This is a genomic window from Furfurilactobacillus milii (genome assembly GCF_009864005.1).
Classification (GTDB): domain Bacteria; phylum Bacillota; class Bacilli; order Lactobacillales; family Lactobacillaceae; genus Furfurilactobacillus; species Furfurilactobacillus rossiae_B.
On the sequence record NZ_WEZQ01000019.1, the window covers coordinates 143949 to 165725 of the forward strand.

At 43.8% G+C, this 21777-nt stretch carries 17 protein-coding genes and 2 other annotated features; all 17 genes read left to right on the top strand.

The features are described 5' to 3' along the window. Positions 1–133 precede the first annotated feature (133 nt). The 17 genes from GB993_RS10610 (at position 134) to yfmH (ending at position 21770) form a co-directional block, all read left to right on the top strand. Positions 134–1282 carry a cysteine desulfurase family protein gene (locus GB993_RS10610; protein WP_161004263.1) on the top strand — a complete coding sequence of 383 codons (1149 nt, stop codon included), beginning with the start codon at positions 134–136 and terminating at the stop codon, positions 1280–1282. A gap of 84 nt (positions 1283–1366) precedes the next feature. Further along, a complete protein-coding gene (gene thiI, locus GB993_RS10615) occupies positions 1367–2584 on the top strand; it encodes a tRNA uracil 4-sulfurtransferase ThiI (RefSeq protein ID WP_161004264.1) in 1218 nt (405 codons plus the stop codon). A 36-nt stretch (positions 2585–2620) separates the two neighbouring features. Further along, complete coding sequence (locus tag GB993_RS10620; RefSeq protein WP_161004265.1) at positions 2621–3598, top strand: LacI family DNA-binding transcriptional regulator; 978 nt, start codon at positions 2621–2623, stop codon at positions 3596–3598. Between the two features lie 268 nt (positions 3599–3866). Then, complete coding sequence (locus GB993_RS10625; RefSeq protein ID WP_161004266.1) at positions 3867–5228, top strand: SLC45 family MFS transporter; 1362 nt, start codon at positions 3867–3869, stop codon at positions 5226–5228. A gap of 67 nt (positions 5229–5295) precedes the next feature. Continuing rightward, positions 5296–7548: a glycoside hydrolase family 65 protein gene (locus GB993_RS10630; protein WP_161004267.1), complete on the top strand. Its 2253-nt coding sequence runs from the start codon at positions 5296–5298 to the stop codon at positions 7546–7548. Between the two features lie 314 nt (positions 7549–7862). After that, complete coding sequence (tpx, locus tag GB993_RS10635) at positions 7863–8360, top strand: thiol peroxidase (protein WP_017261215.1); 498 nt, start codon at positions 7863–7865, stop codon at positions 8358–8360. Positions 8361–8446: 86 nt separating this feature from the next. Beyond that, positions 8447–8670 (top strand) — a binding site (T-box leader). Positions 8671–8778: 108 nt separating this feature from the next. After that, positions 8779–11439 carry a valine--tRNA ligase gene (locus tag GB993_RS10640; protein WP_161004268.1) on the top strand — a complete coding sequence of 887 codons (2661 nt, stop codon included), beginning with the start codon at positions 8779–8781 and terminating at the stop codon, positions 11437–11439. Between the two features lie 180 nt (positions 11440–11619). Then, positions 11620–12951: a bifunctional folylpolyglutamate synthase/dihydrofolate synthase gene (locus tag GB993_RS10645; RefSeq protein ID WP_161004269.1), complete on the top strand. Its 1332-nt coding sequence runs from the start codon at positions 11620–11622 to the stop codon at positions 12949–12951. A 51-nt stretch (positions 12952–13002) separates the two neighbouring features. Continuing rightward, positions 13003–13479, top strand: a complete 477-nt coding sequence (locus GB993_RS10650) for a JAB domain-containing protein (protein ID WP_161004270.1) — start codon at positions 13003–13005, stop codon at positions 13477–13479. A gap of 127 nt (positions 13480–13606) precedes the next feature. After that, positions 13607–14620, top strand: coding sequence for a rod shape-determining protein MreB (locus GB993_RS10655; RefSeq protein WP_161004271.1), 1014 nt, complete (start codon positions 13607–13609; stop codon positions 14618–14620). A gap of 177 nt (positions 14621–14797) precedes the next feature. Continuing rightward, positions 14798–15646: a rod shape-determining protein MreC gene (mreC, locus tag GB993_RS10660; RefSeq protein WP_017261210.1), complete on the top strand. Its 849-nt coding sequence runs from the start codon at positions 14798–14800 to the stop codon at positions 15644–15646. 16 nt (positions 15647–15662) lie between these two features. Further along, positions 15663–16190 (top strand): rod shape-determining protein MreD, encoded by a 528-nt coding sequence (gene mreD / locus GB993_RS10665; protein WP_161004272.1) that lies wholly within the window; start codon positions 15663–15665, stop codon positions 16188–16190. A gap of 83 nt (positions 16191–16273) precedes the next feature. After that, positions 16274–16505: a binding site (T-box leader), on the top strand. Between the two features lie 200 nt (positions 16506–16705). Next, a complete protein-coding gene (locus tag GB993_RS10670) occupies positions 16706–17353 on the top strand; it encodes an amino acid ABC transporter permease (RefSeq protein WP_161000848.1) in 648 nt (215 codons plus the stop codon). Between the two features lie 12 nt (positions 17354–17365). Then, complete coding sequence (locus GB993_RS10675; RefSeq protein ID WP_161004273.1) at positions 17366–18004, top strand: amino acid ABC transporter ATP-binding protein; 639 nt, start codon at positions 17366–17368, stop codon at positions 18002–18004. 43 nt (positions 18005–18047) lie between these two features. After that, positions 18048–18905: an amino acid ABC transporter substrate-binding protein gene (locus GB993_RS10680; protein ID WP_161004274.1), complete on the top strand. Its 858-nt coding sequence runs from the start codon at positions 18048–18050 to the stop codon at positions 18903–18905. Between the two features lie 223 nt (positions 18906–19128). After that, entirely contained in the window at positions 19129–20391 is a 1263-nt protein-coding gene (gene yfmF / locus GB993_RS10685) for an EF-P 5-aminopentanol modification-associated protein YfmF (RefSeq protein WP_161004275.1), read from the top strand. Between the two features lie 56 nt (positions 20392–20447). Then, entirely contained in the window at positions 20448–21770 is a 1323-nt protein-coding gene (yfmH, locus tag GB993_RS10690) for an EF-P 5-aminopentanol modification-associated protein YfmH (RefSeq protein ID WP_161004276.1), read from the top strand. The last annotated feature ends 7 nt before the right edge of the window (positions 21771–21777 follow it).

Below are 21777 nucleotides of genomic sequence, written 5' to 3' on the forward strand. Positions count from 1 at the left end.
ACGATGGCACGCTCGTTATGTGATGAATGTTGTCGTGAATGGACAGATGTTCGCATGAGGACGGACAAACGTGATATACTGATTCAAGTTTTTAACTCGAGTCGAACCGAATTTAAAACGAGGAAGGGACAACATGATTTACTTTGATAACAGCGCAACGACAAAGGTGGCACCATCTGTTTTGGAGACGTACTCCAAAGTCAGTCAAACCATTTGGGGCAATCCGTCGTCTTTGCATAATTTTGGTGAACAAGCCTATAACTTGCTGGAACAATCTCGTCAACAGATTGCCGATTTATTAGGTGTTAAGTTGAGTGAAATTTTGTTTACCAGTGGTGGTACTGAAGGCGACAACTGGGTCGTTAAAGGCACAGCGATGGAAAAACGGGCGTTTGGTCGCCACATTATTACTTCTTCTGTGGAACACCCTGCAGTGCATAACTCGATGGAACAATTGGCACAACTTGGTTATGAGATTACGTATTTACCTGTTGATGAAGAGGGACGTGTCAGTGCAGCCGATGTGAAGGCGGCAATTAGACCAGACACGATTTTAGTCTCTGTGATGGCAGTTAATAACGAAGTTGGCAGTATTCAACCATTAAAGGATATCGCGGCTGTTTTACAGGATTATCCGACGATTCACTTCCACATTGACGCCGTTCAGGGCATTGGTAAAGGCATCTCTGATTTGATTTTTAACGATCGCGTTGACTTTATTACTTTTTCCGGTCATAAGTTCCATGCCCCTCGTGGCATCGGCTTTATTTATGCTCGTTCAGGCAAACGAATCGCGCCGCTGATGACCGGTGGTGGTCAAGAACGCAATTTGCGTAGTGGGACAGAGAATTTACCTGCAATTGCGGGGATGGCTCGTGCTCTACGTTTGTTACTGACAAATGAAGAGACCAACGTTGCAAATGAACGGGCAGTCCGTAGTCGAATCTTGAATCACATCAAAGATTTTCCGAAAGTCACGTTGTTTTCACAGGACAATGACCATTTTGCACCGCATATTTTATGCTTTGCTATTGAAGGTGTTCGTGGTGAAACGATTGTGCATGCTTTTGAAGATCATGATATTTACATTTCGACAACGAGCGCTTGTTCTTCCAAGAAACATTTGGCCTCAAGCACGCTTAAAGCAATGAAGGTGCCAGATCAAATTTCAACCAGTGCTGTTCGTGTGAGCTTGGATGAAAATAATACGTTAGCTGAAGCAGACACATTTAATCAAGTGTTTGACCAGCTATATGAGCAGTTTAAGAAAATTAATAGCTAGGCGATTGAGTGAATTTGTGACAAACGATCGGCAGGTAATCAACTGCTAATAAAGTAATTGAAGACAAATAAGGGAGGCTCGTTAATGCAATATGATGAAATTATGGTTCGCTATGGCGAATTATCAACAAAGGGGAAAAACCGCAAGTCGTTTATTGACCGTTTAGGCAATAATGTCCGTGGTGTGCTTCATGATATTCCCGACGTAAAGGTTCATCCTGATCATGACAGAATGCACTTAACACTTAATGGTGCGGACTCAGCGCTAGTGATGAAGCGGTTGAGCAACGTTTTCGGAATCGAAAACTATTCACCATCTGTCAAGGTGGATCTGGATCAAACATTGGTTGACCAACAGGCCATTGACATGGTTAAAGAGCAATACAAGCCAGGCATGACGTTTAAAATCGATACGCGGCGGTCTAATCATCATTTTGGTTTGAGCACGTATGAGATGAATGATCACCTTGGTGGTGTCATTTTAAACGCTTTTGAGGATATTCATGTCCAAATGAAGCAACCTGATTTAACGCTGCGGGTTGAAGTACGTAATAACGGTATCTTTCTGTCTAGTCAAACGTTTGCTGGCGCCATGGGCATGCCTGTGGGAACCGCTGGTAAAGGAATGATGATGTTGTCAGGGGGCATTGACTCACCAGTCGCGGCTTACCTTGCGATGAAACGTGGTGTGCAAGTCGAAATGGTGCATTTCTTTAGCCCGCCATACACGAGTCAACAGGCACTGGATAAGGCCATGGAATTAACGGCTAAGTTAACGGCCTATACTGGCAAGATTCGGTTTATTCAGGTGCCATTTACCAAGATTCAGGAAGAAATCAAAGAGAAGGTTCCTGAAGGCTATCTGATGACGGTACAACGTCGGATGATGTTGCGTTTGACCGTTGCGTTAGCTGAAAAACGTCACGGACTAGGCATTTTCAACGGCGAGTCGCTTGGTCAGGTCGCCTCTCAAACGATGGAAAGCATGCTGGCTATTAATGATGTAACGACTATGCCAATCCTACGGCCAGTGGTTTCAATGGATAAGAATGAAATCATTGATGTAGCCAAAAAGATCGATACGTTTGATTTGTCAGTATTACCATTTGAGGATTGTTGTACGATTTTTGCACCACCAGCACCTAAGACAAAGCCTAACCTGGATCGGACGCGCGAGTTTGAACAGCGGATTGACGTCGAAGGTTTGCTCGAGGAAGCATTGGCTGGTGTCAAAATGACAGAGATTCATCCTGGTGAAACTTTCTTGAATCAACAAGAAGACGTATTCGCCGAACTGCTATAATGATAAAAAGATTACTTTGAAAAGTCAGGTGCAGGCATGATAACGATCAGGGATATTGCAAATCAAGCGGGGGTGTCGGTTTCAACGGCGTCGCGAGCTTTGAACGATAATCCGCGGATTTCGGCGGCGACACGACGACGCATTCAGTCGCTAGCAGCACGTTTGGGATACGTCCCCAACTATAACGCGAAGAGTTTAACCCGTGGTGAAGCAAACGTGGTCGGTGTCGTGTTTCCACCTAGTCAAAGTAGCACGCAGGGCAATCCATTCTTTATTGACGCTATGCGCGGTATCAATAGGGTGCTGACAGAACGGCAGTATGTGCTATCTGTTGCGATTGGTGAAACGTCCGATGACGTTCTGGCCAATGTGTCAGCGATGGTTGATCAGGCCAAGGTTAAACGGTTTGTCTTACTGTATTCCCACGAAGATGATCCTGTTGCCGATTATTTGCGGTTGGCTGGACTACGGTTTGTCATTGTTGGTCAACCCAGTGTTAGCCATGATGACGATTATGTTGACAATGACAATGTGGCTGCTGGTGAGGCAGGGGCAACGTATTTGATTGATAAGCTTCATGCTAACCGGCCTGTCTTTGTTAGTTCCGCAGTGGACTGGCCATACGAGCAAAATCGTCGTCAAGGATTTAAACAGATTGCTACTAAGCGTGGTGTGCCGACTGTTGAAACGCAGTTGCCACGTGCTGATGCACCGATTGCTTCGATAACTGAATGGCTTGAGAATCATCCTAATATTGATGGTATTTTAGCCACAGATGATCTGATTGGGTTATCGTTTTATCAACGGTGGCAACAGGTTCATCCGGATGCGCAGGTGCCATTGGTCAGCTACAACCGATCGATTTCGTTACCATTGCCAAACGTCAATTTCCATTCAATTGATTTGTATCCTGAACGCTTGGGTGCCGCTGCGGCCGAGCTCGTTTTTCGCAAGCATTCAACGGAAGCAGGCCATGAGAATCGGATCATCCTGCCGTTTGAGCAGTTGAACTAATTAACGCGTTAAAAAATTGAAAGCCATCGCTATGATGACACCGTATACAGGTGTCACGGTAGCGATGGCTTTTATTTGTGACTGATAAAGTAAAACTGATAGACAATTTGACCAATTAAGACAAGTAAGTAAAAAAGTTTAAAAAACTTTTGTGCAAACGGTTGCATTTTATTGTAAGCGGTTGCATAATAAATATCGATTAATCAACGTTGCTCTATAACAACGCGTTTGCAATTATTGGTTTGATTTTTGAAATGGAGGAAGCAGCATGGCAGAGAATAAGTCGTCATCGCAGAGCGTCGATAAAAAGCATAAATTACCGACATTACCTGCTAGTGTTATTTGGATGATCAGTTTTGGTTTTCTTGGGGTCCAAATGGCCTTTTCGTTACAGAGCTCAAACATGGGTCGGATTTTCCAAACAATTGGGGCAGATCCAACCAAGTTAGGGGCGTTCTTCATCTTGCCACCGTTAGCTGGGTTGGTTGTTCAACCATTAGTTGGTTATTACTCAGACCGTACCTGGATGCCTAAACTCGGTCGCCGGATTCCTTACTTGCTAATTGGTGCCATTGTGGCTGTTATTGTCATGATGTTATTACCAAACGCTGGTAGTTTTGGATTTGGTTATGCATCACTGACAGCACTTTGGTTTGGTGCTATTACCATTTTGTTCATGGATTTATCCAGTAACGTTGCGATGCAGCCATTCAAAATGATGGTTGGTGACATGGTCAACGATGACCAAAAAGGTTTTGCATACGGTGTTCAAAGTTTTCTTTCTAACACAGGTGCCGTTTTAGCTTCTGTCTTTCCGTTTTTACTGACAGCACTTGGTGTTGCCAACACAGCTAAAAAGGGTGTTGTACCACAATCTGTTGTTATTTCATTCTATGTTGGTGCGGTTATCCTGATCATTTGTAGCTTATTCACGGTTTTCCGTGTGAAGGAATACGATCCTGCTACATACGCGCGGTATCATAACATTGATGAAAATGCTAACAAGAAGAGCGAAAACATGTTTAAGTTGTTAGCACATGCGCCTAAGGTATTCTGGACTGTTACGGTCGTCCAATTCTTCTGTTGGATGGGTTTCCAGTATCTATGGACATACGGTACTGGTGCGATTTCTAAAAATGTTTGGCAGGCAGTTAACCCAGCAAGTGCAGGGTATCAGGCCGCTGGTAACTGGTTTGGTTTAATGTCAGCTGTTCAATCACTTGCTGCTGTTGTGTGGTCACTTGTTATTGCACGGGTACCAAACAACTTGCACAAACAGGCGTACTCTTTAGGACTGGCCTTAGGGGCCGTTGGCTTTGGTTCAGTATTCTTTATCCACAATCGCTGGTTATTAATTGTTTCATTTATTTTAATTGGTATTGCTTGGGCTTCAATGATGGCATTCCCATTCACAATCCTGACAAACGCACTTTCTGGTGCCAACATGGGAACCTATCTTGGGTTATTCAACGGTTCAATTTGTTTGCCACAGATTGTTGCCAGTGTGCTTAGTTTTGGTTTGTTCCCACTTTTGGGTTCATCCATGCCTGTTATGATTTTACTTTCCGGTATTCTATTATTAGTCGGTGCACTTTCCGTTGGTATCGTTCACGAAACGTACGCGGAATAAGAGTGATGCCGAAGCCCAGTTTGCACTGAGCAGAGAACAATATATGTGAGAAGGGACGAATAAAACTATGAAACAAACGTTTGACATCGAACCATGGAACGTGGTTACCCGCAAATTTGATCCAGAGGACAAGCGCCTACAGGAATCAATGACCAGTCTTGGTAACGGTAACATGGGGCTCCGTGGCTTCTTTGAAGAAGATTACAGTGGCGATACTTTACCTGGTATTTACCTTGGGGGCGTGTGGTTCCCAGATAAGACACGTGTTGGTTGGTGGAAGAATGGTTATCCTGCTTACTTTGGTAAAGTTATCAACGCGGTCAACTTTATTAAGGTCAATGCTGTGATTAATGGCGAAAAGCTTGATTTGGCCAAAGATCAAGTGAGTGATTTTAAACTTGATTTGGACATGCAACATGCTTTGTTGACCCGGACATTCACCGTGACGAAAGGTGCAGCTAAGTTGGCTTTCACGTTTGAACGGTTTGTCAGCGCTGCACAAAAAGAGTTAGCAGTTATTCGAGTTAGTGTTAAAAACGTGGGCGATCAGGCTGTTAAGCTAGAATTAAACTCATCGTTGGATGCTGATGTTCAAAACGAAGACGCTAATTACGACGAACGGTTCTGGGATGTGCTGAATATTGACGGTACCAGTGACCAAGGTGAAGTGGTCACTAAGACCAAGCCAAATAATTTTGGCACGCCTCAATTTACCGTTGGAATGCAAATGACCAATAAGAGCACGTTGCCAACTGTTGAAAACGGTGTGCAAACAGCAACTGAAGTCACGAATGAATTTGGTGGTGAATTGGCTGCCGGCGAGACCGCTCAGTTGGAAAAACGTGTGATCGTGGTAACGTCACGTGATTATGATGACCAAATTGCCTTAACGGCAGGAATGCATGACTTGACGGCAGACGTTAACAAGCAATCATTTGATGACCTTTATCAAGCACATACGGCCGTTTGGGCTGACCGCTGGACAAAGAGTGATGTTTCCATTGAAGGGGACGTTGGTGCTCAACAAGGGATTCGTTTTAATCTGTTCCAGCTGTTCTCGACCTACTATGGTGAAGATTCACGGTTAAATATCGGACCAAAGGGCTTCACTGGTGAAAAGTATGGTGGTGCTACCTACTGGGACACAGAAGCCTTTGCAGTGCCTGTTTACCTTGGCGTAACGGATCAAAAAGTTACTCGCAATCTGTTGATGTATCGTTATCAACAATTGGATGGCGCTTACCACAATGCAAAGATGCAGGGACTTAAAGGTGCCTTGTTCCCGATGGTCACATTTGATGGTATTGAATCACACAACGAATGGGAAATTACGTTTGAAGAAATTCATCGTAATGGTGACATTGCGTTTGCGATATACAACTATACACGTTACACGGGCGACAAGAGTTATGTCTTACACGAAGGTAGTAAAGTGTTGACGGAAATTTCCCGCTTCTGGGCTGACCGTGTTCACTTCTCTAAACGTAATCAACAGTACATGATTCATGGTGTAACAGGTCCAGATGAATACGAAAATAACGTCGACAACAACTGGTACACCAACTACTTGGCTCAATGGACGTTGAAGTACACGTTGCAGGTATTACAAGAGGTTGACGCAAAACAGGCCGCTGATTTAGCTGTTAGTGATGAAGAAAAGAAGCAATGGCAAGATATCGTCGACAAGATGTATCTGCCACACGATGACAAACTTGGCATTTTTGTTCAGCATGATGGCTTCCTTGACAAGGATATCGAACCAGTCAGTGCGATTCCTGCTGATCAATTGCCAATTAACCAACACTGGTCATGGGACAAAATCTTACGGTCCCCTTACATTAAGCAAGGGGATGTCTTACAGGGTGTTTGGGACTTTATTGATGACTTTACACCTGCCCAAAAGAAGGCCAACTTTGATTTCTACGAGCCATTAACGGTTCATGAATCCAGTCTGTCCGCAGCCATTCATTCGATTTTAGCAGCTGATCTGCATTATGAAGATAAGGCTGTTGAAATGTACGAACGCACATCACGCTTGGATTTGGATAATTACAATAACGATACGGTCGATGGTTTGCATATTACATCAATGACTGGTAGCTGGTTAGCAATCGTTCAAGGTTTCGCCGGCATGCGAGTTCGCAATGATGAGCTACATTTTGCACCATTCCTACCGAAGAAATGGACGAGTTACCAATTCCGTCAACTGTTCCGTGGTCGTCTGATTGAAGTTCATGTGGATGCAAACGGAACAAACGTCAAACTGATTTCGGGTGATCCACTTACGGTTTCGGTTAATGACAAGGAAGTTAATTTGTAGTCAGCTTTAACGCCCTTTAGCAGGGATAGTTGCTATTAGTTGACGTTTAAACTTCAAATTAAACTGTTACAAATCTGATCTAGTGTTAAAACCGTTGATTCATCGGCACTCATTGCTTATGAATCAGCGGTTTTTGCGACAATTGCTAAAATCTGGTCAGCACTATTTATTAATCTTTATAAATCGAGACTGAAATTTAAAGTGCCAGTCCTTTACTTAACGGGGAAATGGTTTAGAATAAGGCTCAACGAACACCTTATGACCGTAATTTGTGGTGCTTTGTGAGTGAATTTAAATAGACAGGAGTGGTTCTTGTGGAAATCGTTGCAGATGACAATAAAGTACAGCTGGTCGGTGAACCGCTGGCCGTTGGGGATGCGTTACCGCATTTTAAATTATTTGATGAAGATGGCAATAAGGTCAAAATGGCTGAATTGTTGGGCAAACCACTGGTCATTAGCGTGGTACCAGATTTGAACACGCCGGTATGTTCAGTGCAAACCAAGAAATTTAATCAGCAGGCTGATTATCATCAAAATGTTCGTTTTGTGACCGTTTCGAAGAATACACCGTTGGAACAAAAAAACTGGTGTGCGGCTGAAGGTGTGACGAATTTATCCGTGTTGTCGGATGAAGAAGAATCGTTCGGTTACGCGACAAATCTGTTGGTTCCTGATTTAGACGTACTTGCGCGAGCCGTTTACGTAATGGACGCAGAGGGTAAAGTCGTTTATCGCCAAGTGGTACCTAATATTGGTCAGGAACCTGATTATTTGGCCGCTTTAGACGCACTAGAACAGTTTGAAAAATGATCCGCTTTAATTGTGAGATGGAAAACCATCTTGACGGTCAATGCTGGACAGTTTATGATAAAAAATATTAAAGATGTTTGAAAACGAATAATGCATTGAACAAGAGAGTAGTGAATCGTGGTTTTATAGCAAGCTGGTGTTGATGGAAGGCCGGTAAACGACGTGTAGCGAAAGTAGCTTGTTGGCAGGTTTGCTGAATCCGCTTGAGTGCTGAGCGTTAGTAGGTGAATTCGGGTCACGTCCGTTAAACCGTGCTTGAGTGGGGTAGCAATACCCAATTTAGGTGGTACCGCGATAAATCGTCCTAATTTCCGTATGGAAATTAGGGCGTTTTTTCGTTTGAAGGCATAACAAGTTGCTCTCACCACACGTTGATAACATGACTTAAAAAGTAGGATGAGTTGAAAGGAATGATTACATGGGAACTAAAGATTTACCGACTAAATATGATCCACGTGCCGTTGAAAATGGTCGTTATCAAAAATGGCTGGATGCAGGATTATTTAAGCCATCTGGTGACAAAAAGGCCAAGCCTTATTCGATTGTTTTGCCACCACCAAACGTTACAGGAAAGCTTCATTTAGGACACGCCTGGGATACCGCCTTGCAAGATATGCTAGTTCGTTACAAACGAATGGAAGGCTACGACACATTGTGGGTTCCTGGTATGGATCACGCTGGCATTGCCACGCAAGCAAAGGTTGAAGCCCGCTTACGTGAACAAGGCATCTCTCGTTACGATCTTGGCCGCGAGAAGTTCGTGGAACAAGTTTGGGACTGGAAGGATGAATATGCCGCTACTATTCATAAGCAGTGGGCTAAGTTAGGTCTGTCCATGGATTACAGCCGTGAACGGTTTACCCTTGATGAAGGCCTTTCAAAGGCTGTTCGTAAGGTCTTCGTCGACTTGTACAACAAGGGCTTAATTTATCGTGGTGAATACATTATTAACTGGGATCCACAAGCCCGCACAGCGTTGTCTGATATTGAAGTTATCCACAAGGACGATAAGGGTGCTTTCTACCACGTTAAATATCCATTCACGGATGGCACGACGTATGAAGGTAAGGATTACATTGAAATTGCCACGACTCGTCCCGAAACAATGTTTGGTGACGTTGCTGTTGCTGTTCACCCGAGTGACGAACGGTATAAGGAATTAGTCGGCAAGCACATCAAGGTACCATTGGTTGACCGCGAGATTCCGATTATCGCGGACGAATACGTTGACCCTGAGTTTGGAACGGGGATGGTTAAAATCACGCCAGCTCATGACCCAAACGACTTTCTGGTAGGTAACCGTCATAATCTGAAACGGATCAATACCATGAATGAGGATGCAACGTTAAACGAAAATGCCGGTAAGTATAACGGGATGGATCGTTTTGACGCTCGTAAGGCCATTGTTCAAGACTTGCAGGACGGTGGCTGGATGCTAAAGATTGATCCAATCGTTCACTCAGTTGGTCACTCAGAACGGACCGGTGTGCAAGTTGAAGCCCGTCTTTCAACCCAGTGGTTTGTTAAGATGAAGCCATTGGCAGAACAAGCATTGGACCACCAAAAGACAGATGACAAGGTCACGTTCTGGCCTTCACGTTTTGAAGATACCTATGAACAGTGGATGAATAACGTTCATGACTGGGTTATTTCCCGTCAACTATGGTGGGGTCACCGGATTCCGGCTTGGTACAATAAGCAAACTGGTGAAACGTATGTTGGCATGGAAGCACCGAAGGACGAAGAAAACTGGACTCAAGATCCAGATGTTTTGGATACGTGGTTTAGTTCCGGCTTGTGGCCGATGACAACTATGGGCTGGCCAGACACTGATAATCCAGATTTCAAACGGTATTTCCCAACTGATGATTTGGTTACTGGTTACGATATTATTTTCTTCTGGGTATCCAGAATGATGTTTGAATCAGTCGAATTTACTGGCAAACGGCCGTTTAAGAACGTGCTGATGCATGGTTTAATGCGGGACAATCAAGGCCGTAAAATGAGTAAGTCACTCGGCAACGGGATTGACCCAATGGATGTCATCGATAAGTATGGTGTCGATGCCATGCGCTGGTTCTTGGCTAACGGTTCAACGCCAGGTCAAGATGTTCGTTATGATACGACCAAACTTGATGCGGCGTGGAATTTCATTAACAAGATTTGGAATGCTAGCCGTTACGTCATTATGAATTTGGGCGACATGGAGAAACCAGTATTGCCAGACAAAGCAAACTGGAATTTGGCGGACCGGTGGATTTTGAGTCGGTTGAACCAAACGGTCGCTGACGTTCACCGCCTGTTCGATAAGTTTGAATTTGGTGAAGTTGGTCGTGCACTTTATAATTTCATTTGGAATGACCTGTGTGACTGGTACATTGAAATGACCAAGGAAGTGCTTAACGGGGATGACGAAGCCGCTAAGAAGAACACTCAAAATGTCTTGGGTTATGTTCTTGACCAGACGCTACGTTTGATGCATCCGTTGATGCCGTTCGTAACGGAAGAACTATGGCAAGACATGCCGCATGAAGGTGAATCCATCATGGTGGCGGACTACCCAGTTGTTCATGATGACTTTGATGATGCCAAAGCTGAAACTGACATGGGCCGCTTAATTGAGTTGATCACTGCGGTTCGTAATATTCGTGGTGAAGCTAATGCACCGATGAGTAGTGCCGTTGAACTGTTGATTAAGACCAATAACCCAGAGCTGAAGACACTGTTTGAAACGAACCGTGATTTTGTGGATCGGTTCTGTCACCCGAGTGACTTGCAGATTGGACCAGATGTTGTGGCGCCAAAGCTGGCCATGTCAGCCATCATTTCTGATGCGGAAGTTTACATTCCGTTAGCTGAACTGATTAACTTGGATGATGAAATTGCACGTCTTGAAAAAGAAGTCGCCAATTTGCAGAATGAAGTAACCCGTTCCGAAAAGAAACTGGGTAATGAACGCTTCGTCGCTAATGCGCCAGAAGCAGTTGTCGCTGAAGAGCGAAGTAAGCAAGCTGATTGGCAACAAAAACTGACGGCAGCCACTAGCCGTTTGGCAGAGGTTAAAGCGAGCCGTAATTAAATGAACGCTCTGTTACAAACGTTGGCTTGAAAAATAGTCAAGTGAAAAAGCGCCGTTCTGTTAACTTGAACCAAGGCAATAAGTTAACGGAACGGCGTTTTTGTATGCTTTTCGCATGGCTAACATAGTTGTTGGTGTATGATAACAAGTAGACAAATTGAGAATGAGTGGGGCACTAACATGGTTAAAACGTATGAAGAGGCTGTGGCCTATATTCACGGCCGATCAAAGTTTAAAAAATCACCAACATTAGATCGTATGAGATTGTTTCTGGAGCGGTTAAACCATCCTGAAACGGATATCCAGATGGTTCATATTGTCGGAACAAACGGAAAGGGCTCTACACTAACCTTTTTGCGCAATTTATTACAGGCAGATGGATTGACCGTGGGCAGTTTCACGTCACCATATTTGGTCCGTTTCAATGAGCGAATCAGTGTGGATGGTGAACCTATCAGTGATGCAGATATTCTACGACTAGTTCAAATCATTCAACCAGTTGAAGCAAAGTTAGACGAAGAACTGCCTGAGGGTGGACCAACAGAGTTTGAAACGTTGACCGCCATGATGTTGCTGTACTTTGCTGAAGGGCACGCTGATATCGTTCTGGTAGAAGCCGGTCTTGGCGGTCGCTTTGACTCTACTAATGTGATCACACCGCTACTATCGGTTATCACGACCATTGGCTTGGACCATATGAAAATGTTGGGGGATACGGTTAGTAAAATTGCTTGGCAGAAAGCTGGTATTGCTAAGCCCAATGTCCCGATGATTACTGGAAACATCACTGACGACGGCGCATTGTCCGTTATTCGTGAGGTCACTACACGTACGGACACGCCTTGGTTTGCCATGAACCGTGATTATCAGATTCACTATCAGTCGGCTCAGGGGTGGCAGGAACGGTTTAGTTTTGATGGTTTTGATCAACATTTAAAGGATTTGACAATTAGCATGTTGGGTCGTTATCAAAGTGACAACGCGGCCACAGCACTAGCGGCTTACTTGAAATTGCATCAATTACAAAAACTGCCAGTGTCAGTTAAAAGTATTCGTGATGGCCTCAACACCGCTTTTTGGGCAGGGCGTTTTGAAAAGTTGAACGACCAGCCTTTGGTAGTGATCGATGGTGCTCATAATGAGCCAGCCGTGGATGAACTTGCTGAGCTAATCAAAACGCATTTTGGACAACAAAGTGTGACCATTATTTTTGCGGTTTTGGCGGATAAAGCTTACGAAAAAATGTTGCCAACGCTAGCGGCATTGCCAAACGTGCATTTAGTGCTAACACATTTCGCAGGTCCTAATGCAAAACGAAATGCGGCAGATTTGGATGCGTTGGAAGCTAGTTTAAAACAGCCTGTACCCAAGTTTGACAATTGGCAGGTGGCAATTGCACAAACAGCAGGCGGTTTGTCCGCGGATGATGTTCTGATTATTACGGGGTCGTTGTATTTTATTTCTGATGTGCGTCATTTATTTACAGATAATGATGAAGTGGCGAACAACTGACCCTCAATTTGCGTATGTTAAGTCAACGTCATAATTTGGAGGTTGGCAAACATGAAACAAATTGGTACAAAAACAGAAGGGCAGACAAAATTAACAGTTGGTACTCAAGCGGGGTCCAGCCGTACAGTCGGGATTGCGTTGAGCGATGAAATGAGTGATTTACGTCAGGAAACGTTATTGCTGCTAGCACTGAATGTTAAAAATCAGGTTGTTGCCCGTTGCGAAGTTTTCCGTGGGACAGTGGACGCGTGTGTTGCTCATCCGCGTGATGTGTTTTATCAGGCGATTATCGCTAACGCAGCCAGAGTGATCGTTGCACACAATCATCCAAGCGGTCTGGCCAAACCCTCACCAAGTGATCAGGAATTTGGTCAGCGTCTGTGGTTGGCTGGTCAGTTGCTTGGCATTGAGCTACTAGATTGTTTTATCGTTGGTCGTCATAGTTATTTTAGTTTCGGCGAGCATGATCTCTTTAATGCCGTGACATTACCGGAAATTTTGGCTGAAAAAGATACGGCTACGTCGTAATTCGGTTTGTTTAAGGAAGAATAAAAATCTTGATAACAGTGGAAACGACCTGTTTTCACTGTTTTTTCTATGGTATACTTTTTCCGATATGATTTGGCCCAAGGGTCTTTTGAAGGGAAGAAATACTGTGTTTGGATTAGGACAAAAAAACATCGGCATCGACTTGGGAACTGCCAACACACTTGTATATATTGACGGAAAGGGCATCGTGTTACGCGAGCCCTCTGTCGTTGCACGTAACACGAATACAGGTGAAGTAGTTGCAGTTGGCCAAGAAGCACGTAAGATGCTGGGTCGTACCCCCGGTAGCATTTCAGCTATTCGACCAATGAAAAACGGGGTTATTGCCGATTATGACACGACGGTAGCCATGATGAAGTATTACATTCAAAAGGCCCTCGGTCGGTCTTCTGAAAAGCCATACATCATGGTATGTGTGCCGAGTGGGATTACTGAAGTTGAAAAGCGGGCAGTGATTGATGCTACTCGTGTGGCTGGTGCCCGTGACGCATATGTCATTGAGGAGCCTTTTGCAGCCGCAATTGGTGCCGGTCTTCCTGTCATGGATCCAACTGGTAGTATGGTTGTTGACATTGGTGGTGGGACTACCGATGTTGCCACGATCTCACTCGGTGGGATTGTATCCAGTCGGTCCATTCGCATGGCTGGCGACAAACTCGATGAGTCAATTGTTGCTTTCGTTCGTCAAAAGTACAATTTGTTAATTGGTGAAACGACAGCGGAAAACTTAAAGATTCAAATCGGTTCTGCTTCGGTTGAAGCATCTGAGAGTATGGATGGCGCATCAATCCGAGGCCGTGATTTGATTTCTGGTTTGCCAAAGACCATTGACGTCACTGCTGAAGATGTTGCCAAAGCAATTCATGACACCATTGTTGAAGTGATTGCTGCCATTAAGGAGACACTGGAAGAAACCTCACCTGAAATTGCGGCAGACGTTATCGATCATGGGATTGTCTTGACCGGTGGTGGTGCATTACTGAAGAATCTTCAGGATGTTATTTCTGAGGCAACTAAGGTGCCAGTGTTCATTGCCAATGAACCACTCGATTGTGTGGCTATTGGTACTGGTGAATCGTTGAAGAGTATTGACGTCATGAAACGGCGCAACAACCGTTAATAATTCGAAAATGTGTGGCACAAAGCATTGGTCTTGGTCGACAAAAATAATGTGTGAAAACGACATTGTTTTTGTCCAGACCGCGTCAACGGACGTTGAAAGTGGTTAGATAACCGCGACGCCAACGCGTTTGTGTCGCACTTTTTGATTGTGATGTTTTTAGACTTGGAGGTAACAATGCATAGATTCTTTTCAAACCGACGACTCGTAATCATCGCCGTGGGAATCATTACATGCCTGGGACTATTGACGTTATCGGTGACGGTTCGTAATCGTCGAAATACACCACCGATCATTCAACAATTTGGGAATGATGTGGCTGGTTTTGCTGACCGAGTGGTAAGTGTACCTGTTGGTGGCGTCGGTGCTGGGGTCAATTCGATTTCTCAGTTGTTAAGCACGTATGATGAAAATCAGAAGTTAAAACAACAAGTTGATCAAATGGCCCAGGACAAGGTTCGTTTGCAAACAACTGAAAATGAAAATAAAGAATTACGTAGCGAGGCCAAGTTAAACAATAGCTTGATCGATTACCAGCCAATTACGGCTGGCGTTATTGCCCGAACACCATCGGCATGGCAGAATCAATTGGTTATCGGCAAAGGTAAAACCAGTGGCATCAAGAAAAACATGCCTGTTCTTGCGGGCAAGGGATTGATTGGTCGCGTGATTGAGGTCAATCAAACCAACAGTAAAGTTGAGTTGATTTCTGATGATACTGACACCGCTAACCGGTTTGCTATTCAGGTCACTAATGCCGGGGGTGAGACGGTTAATGGCATTGTGACTGGCTATGATAAAGACAAAAATCTGTTAGAAATGGGTCAGATCACGACTAAGGTTGCCATTAAAAAGGGCGATAAAGTGACAACTAGTGGACTCGGCGGCATAACCCCTAAGGGACTGTTTGTTGGCACGATTGTCTCAACCAGCTCTGACGATTATGGCTTGGCAAACAAGGTTTACATCAAGCCAGCGGGCAATCTTGGCACGGTTAACGTTGTTACAGTTGCCGCAAAACAATAAATAGGGGGATGATAACATGCGTGAATCGAGCTTACGCTGGACGTTTATTATTGGCCTTCTGTTGAGTGTGTTTTTAGATGGCACGATCAGTCAGCAGTTCGCTGGTCATTTATTCCGCAGTTCGGCGACGGCTGTGCCAGAGATTACTACCCTGTGGTTGCTTTGCGCGTCTTTCTTTGAAGATCAATATCATATGCCAACATATTGGTTTGCAGTTTTCGCTGGTGTGGTTTTTGACCTCTTTTACAGCGGTTACTGGGGCGTATACCTGTTTATTTTCCCAGTTATCGTGTGGTTAGCGCGTACTTTACGACAAGTGCTTCCCGTTAATTTATTTGCGACATTGCTGGTCGGTTTTTTAGGTTTTACCATTCAACCATTATTGAGTTGGTCGGCCTTACAAATGATCGGTGGCACTGGTACGTCATTCGCTGATTTTATGGTAATCGATCTGGCACCAACGTTGGCTCTAAATGAAGTGATTCTGTTGATCTTGTATGTGCCATTGCGACAACTTTATTTGCGTGGTGCACGCGTTCAGTAAATTTTTTTACTGCGTGGCTTCTTTAATAGGGTTGACAGAGTGTGTAAAGAACACTATAGTGTTGCTAACTTAAAAATATGAATGAAATGACAATGAACAGAAGAGTAGATGACAGGCTTGTTCAGAAAGTAATCGTTGCTGTGATGATTACCATGACTGTTGTTGAAACACATCTGTGAGTCGTTTGGCTGAATTTATGAAGTAGGTTAAACCGGTCGGTCCGTTACCCCAAGGAGTTTATAAACAAACTCGTTGAGTCAGTTACTGTGAAGTAATTGAAAGCTTGAGGTGGAACCGCGCGAACACGCCCTCTTTAGTCATTATAATGACTAAGGAGGGCGTGTTTTTGTTTATAAACTCCGTGAGTTTATCGTCGTGAGGCGGTAGAAAAATGAGGTGGCACCACGTTAACCAACGTCCTCTAACTAGCAATTAGGCTAGTTAGGGGATTTTTTGTGTCAAACGCAATGCGTTGTCATTAATTTGAAAAGTTGTTCATCATAGGAGGGGTTAACATGTCGTTAACATACGTCAATCAGATTTTGCCATCATTATTTAGTGGGGCATGGATGACCATTCGTATTTTCTTTTGGACGTTGGTTGGTGCCTTACCACTAGGTGTATTAGTTAGTATGGGACTGCGGTCACGTTTTTCACCGATTCGTTGGGTGTTAAACTTTTACGTTTGGCTTATGCGGGGGACGCCGCTATTGCTTCAATTGATGTTTGTCTTTTACGGACTTCCAGACGTTAATATTGTGTTTGCCCGTTATCCCGCAGCTCTGTTCGCCTTTATCTTAAACTACGCGGCTTATTTTGCTGAAATTTTCCGCGGTGGCTTTGCCGGTATTGACCACGGTCAGTATGAGGGTGCTCAAGTGCTCGGATTGACCTATACCCAAACATTGCGAAAGATCATATTGCCACAAGTGGTCAAAAGCGTTATCCCCGCTGTTGGTAATGAAGTGATTAACTTGGTCAAAGATTCATCGCTGGTTTATGTCATTGGGTTAGGTGATCTGCTGCGTGCCGGCAATGTGGCATCTGCTAGGGATGTCACATTGGTTCCGCTGATCTTAGTGGGGATTATCTATCTTTTATTGACGTTGGTTTGTACTTACGCCTTACGTGGATTAGAGAAACACTACAGTTACTACCGATAGGAGGGACAAACTATGCTGGAATTAAAAAACATTAACAAATCATTTGCACAACGCAAAATTTTAAATAATTTTTCAATGATCGTTCCTGACCAACAAATTGTGAGTATCGTCGGTCCCTCTGGTGCCGGCAAAACGACCTTGTTACGGTGCATTGCTGGATTAGAACGACCAGACTCGGGCAGCTTTCTTTTAGACGGTCAACCGTTCGATCCAGTTGAGGATCGTGGCAGCGAACGTAAAATCGGTGTTGTATTTCAAGACTTTAATTTGTTTCCTAATCTAAGTGTGGTCGACAACATCATGTTGGCGCCCAAAATGGTAACAGGCCAGACGACAAAACAGGCCCGTGAACAAGTTGAGCCGTTGGTTGACTCGCTTGGATTGACTCGAGTCGTTAAACAGTATCCATTTCAGTTATCAGGTGGTCAAAAACAGCGTGTTGCAATTGCGCGAGCTTTGGCTATGGAACCGGCTATTTTATGTTATGACGAGCCAACGTCAGCATTGGACCCAACGCTTCGCGATACGGTTGGCCAACTCATTTTAGACCTCAAAAAACGAGGGATTACCCAGATTGTTGTCACACATGATCAGCAGTTTGCGGAAAAAATTGCTGATCAGGTTGTGACAGTTAAACCACTGAATGCCTAAGGTCATGTTAGTTTGACCAGGGATAGTGGGGAGGATGAAGATAATGATTCGAAAACGAACAATAAGCAGGTATCGACGATTAGCGGCATTAGTTGTCGTCATGCTAATGGGCATTTTAGTTTTGAGTGGGTGTGAGAGCGTTGCTACCCGTGCGGATCAGCAAGATACCTGGCAACATATTAAACGCCGTGGAACGGTCGTTATTGGTGTTGATGATAGCTTTGTGCCGATGGGTTTTCGCGAAAAAAATGGGAAATTGGTTGGCTACGATGTAGACTTAGCAAAGGCCACGTTTGCCCAGTATGGTCTCAAAGTAGATTTCCAAACGATTGACTGGTCCATGAAGGAAACGGAATTGCGGAATGGGACGATTGATGCAATCTGGAATGGCTATACCATAACGCCTCAACGGGCAGCCAAAGTGGCGTTTTCCCGACCATACCTCAGAAATCGTCAGGTGTTGGTAACTAAGAGAAAACAAAACATCCGACGATTTTCAGATATGAAGGGCAAAATCTTAGGCCTGCAAACTGGATCGTCAGCTCAAACGTTAGTTAATCAAAAGCCTAAGCTATTGAAACAATATATCAAAGGATCGCCGATAACATACGACACGTTTAATGATGCCTTTATTGATCTGAACGTTAACCGTATTCAGGGATTATTGATTGATCAAGTATATGCAGGCTATTACGTTAAGCACGAACCCAATCCGTCTGCTTATCGAACGATTGTTGACGATTTTGCCGGGGAAGACTACGCGGTTGGCTTACGTAAGGGGGATGTCACTTTACGCAAAAAGATCAACCAGGCCTTTGTTAAACTTGCTAAGAATGGGCAACTCAGTCAGATTAATCACAAATGGTTCGGGCAGGATTCAGATTCATTAATTCAGAAGTAGCTTTTATGGAATATTCGCGGTTTTCAACGTTCAGTTAAATTTTTTAGTAATAATAAATAAATATTAAAAAGTCGTATGACACAAATTTAGAGACCATAAGAATTTGTATCATACGATTTTTTTCGATAGTGGTTCTAGTCGAGAGGATTGTTTTTGAGGGGCATTTCAGCTAGTATAAAGCAATGATGACTACACAAATTTATTTTAACGGAGGCGGCTGGAATTGAAACAGGATTTAGCAAACGGTGTTCATTTAACCGTTCTCCCAACCACACAATTTAAAACAGTTAGTGTGCTGGTATCATTTTGCTCACCGGTTCAATTAGCAACGTTAACGACGCGTTCGTTATTGGCTGATCTATTAGAGACCAGTTCGGCGATGTACCCGACACAAACGGCATTGGCCGCAGTGCTGAGCAATATGTATGGTGCAAATTTTAATACGAATGTCACTAAAATGGGCAACTTAGCTCAGTTTCAGTTTGCATTGACCCTAGCCAATGGTCGTTATCTAGAAGGACAACCTAATTTATTGGCTGACGGATTTCATTTCCTCAACGAAGTGATGTTAAATCCATTGGTTAGCACGCAAAACGGTATTACCGGTTTTGATCAACAAACATTTGATCGACAAAAAGAAAATTTGGCCATTGCCTTACGCGCAGTCAGTGATGATAAGATGCTGTACGCACGTTTACAGGCACAGCATTTGCACTTTGGCGACACTGCGGCTGCTTATCCCAGTGCAGGTCGGTTAGCTGACGTCGAAAGTTTAACGGCACAGTCAGTTTATAATGAATATCGACGTATTTTGACTGAAGATGAAGTGTTTATTTATGTTATGGGTGATGTTGATGCTGATGAAGTGGCAACGTTGCTTGATTCATTTGATTTAACGGATCGCCCATCGATGTCACGACAAATTACGATTCCACAGGAGGCTCCTTCGGGTGTCACCAGCAAAGTGGAACATCAGCAGATAACCCAAGCTAAGCTTGACCTGATTTATCGTCTGCCGGTTCATTATGGTGACAATCAGTATTTTGCGGCGCAGGTTTTTAACGGACTGTTTGGCGGAACGCCGCTATCATTGTTGTTTACTAACGTTCGTGAAAAGAAGAGCTTAGCCTACTACGCTAATTCAGGCATTAATTTCTTTAATCAAACGTTATTGGTACAAGCCGGTATCGATGGAGAGCAGGCGGTGACTGTGCAGCAGATCATTGGTGAGCAACTGGCTGATCTGGCGGCGGGAAAGTTTAGTGTGGACCGCATGAGTCAGGTTAAGGAAACGTTGATTAATCAACGTGAAGCAGCTCAGGATGCGCCACGATTGGTAGTTGGTTCTGAATTATTGGGTGACTTAACGGCTAGACCAATGAATGTAAGTGACTGGGTTGATGGAATCAACGCTGTCACAGCCCAGGATGTTGCCGTAATTGCACAGCAAACGAGTTTGGCAACGAGTTATTTACTTAGTAAATAGCCAGCTAAAATTCAAATTGCCAGTTTACAAAGTATCTGATTGATAAGGAGACAACTGTGGAAAAACACGATTATCAGCAGTTAGGCGAAACTATTTATGAAGAAACGCTGCCCAATGGCTTACTGGTGCAGTTGCTGCCAAAAGCAGGTTTTCATAAGACATATGCCTTAATGACAACTGACTTCGGTTCAACGGATCGAACGTTTACACCACGTGGGGCTGATGAAGCAGTGACCATTCCAGATGGGGTTGCCCATTTTTTGGAACACAAGATGTTTGAAAAAGCAGATCACGACGCATTCGATCTGTTTGGACAATACGGTGCAGATGCAAATGCTTATACGAGTTTTACACGAACCAGTTATTTGTTTGCTGCAAGTCGTCATCTCAAAGAGAATTTAGATATTCTTTTGGATTTTGTTCAAGATCCTTACTTTACCGAAGCTACTGTAGCTAAGGAAAAAGGGATTATCGGGCAAGAAATTCAAATGTATGACGATGACCCAAGCTGGCAGTTATTTATGGGTATTGTGGGTAACTTATATCCAACAGAACCCGTTCATATTGATATTGCCGGAACGGTCGATTCAATTAGTCAGATTACGGCAGAGCAATTAATGTCGACATACCAAACGTTTTACCATCCAAGTAACATGAATTTGTTTATCGTGGGTGCATTTGAGCCTGATTCAGTAATGGCTTGGATTAAAGAAAATCAGGCCGGCAAGACGTTTGAACAACCGGCTGCAATTGACCGAACGATCATTGAAAATCATGATCAAACGGAGATTCTTCCTTATCGAAGTCGCCACTTGGACGTTACAATGCCGAAGTCAATTGTGGGGCTTCGTGGTTTAGACGATGTGCCCATTGGGCGTGATGGATTAAAATATAGTTTGGCTGCATCCTTGTTGCTAGATATGCTGTTTGCAGACACCAGTGAGACGTATCTGAAGCTTTACGATGCTGGCATTATTGATGATAGTTTTGACTATGATTTTTCTTTGGAACGTGGGTTCCACTTTTTGACCGTCAGCAGTGATACCGATGATCCAAACGGTTTTTCAGAGGCGATTATTAATGTGTTAGAGCATGTTAGTGATTACCTATCCGGTCAACCGGCTATTGAAAACTTTGAATTGGTTAAACGTGAAGCAATCGGCCATCACATAATGATGCTGAACTCGGTGGAAGCAATTGCTAACGCATATGAAGGTAAGCTGTTTGATAATGCTAATTTACTTGATGAGACACAGCTGTTAGAGTCACTAACTTTAGCGGACGTTCAGTCTTTGGCGGAAGCCTTAATTCGATCTGAAGGAATTAGTGTGTTTGATGTTTTGCCAACAGAAGATATGGAAGATCTTGAAAATTCTTAAAAAAATT

Bases quoted from the DNA above. Each gene is read 5' to 3' on its own strand.
- GB993_RS10670 (WP_161000848.1), top strand. From the start codon at position 16,706: ATGTCGTTAACATACGTCAATCAGATTTTGCCATCATTATTTAGTGGG.
- mreC (WP_017261210.1), top strand. From the start codon at position 14,798: ATGCATAGATTCTTTTCAAACCGACGACTCGTAATCATCGCCGTGGGA.
- thiI (WP_161004264.1), top strand. From the start codon at position 1,367: ATGCAATATGATGAAATTATGGTTCGCTATGGCGAATTATCAACAAAG.
- GB993_RS10640 (WP_161004268.1), top strand. From the start codon at position 8,779: ATGGGAACTAAAGATTTACCGACTAAATATGATCCACGTGCCGTTGAA.
- GB993_RS10645 (WP_161004269.1), top strand. From the start codon at position 11,620: ATGGTTAAAACGTATGAAGAGGCTGTGGCCTATATTCACGGCCGATCA.
- GB993_RS10610 (WP_161004263.1), top strand. From the start codon at position 134: ATGATTTACTTTGATAACAGCGCAACGACAAAGGTGGCACCATCTGTT.
- GB993_RS10675 (WP_161004273.1), top strand. From the start codon at position 17,366: ATGCTGGAATTAAAAAACATTAACAAATCATTTGCACAACGCAAAATT.
- GB993_RS10650 (WP_161004270.1), top strand. From the start codon at position 13,003: ATGAAACAAATTGGTACAAAAACAGAAGGGCAGACAAAATTAACAGTT.
- GB993_RS10680 (WP_161004274.1), top strand. From the start codon at position 18,048: ATGATTCGAAAACGAACAATAAGCAGGTATCGACGATTAGCGGCATTA.
- mreD (WP_161004272.1), top strand. From the start codon at position 15,663: ATGCGTGAATCGAGCTTACGCTGGACGTTTATTATTGGCCTTCTGTTG.
- GB993_RS10630 (WP_161004267.1), top strand. From the start codon at position 5,296: ATGAAACAAACGTTTGACATCGAACCATGGAACGTGGTTACCCGCAAA.
- GB993_RS10625 (WP_161004266.1), top strand. From the start codon at position 3,867: ATGGCAGAGAATAAGTCGTCATCGCAGAGCGTCGATAAAAAGCATAAA.
- GB993_RS10620 (WP_161004265.1), top strand. From the start codon at position 2,621: ATGATAACGATCAGGGATATTGCAAATCAAGCGGGGGTGTCGGTTTCA.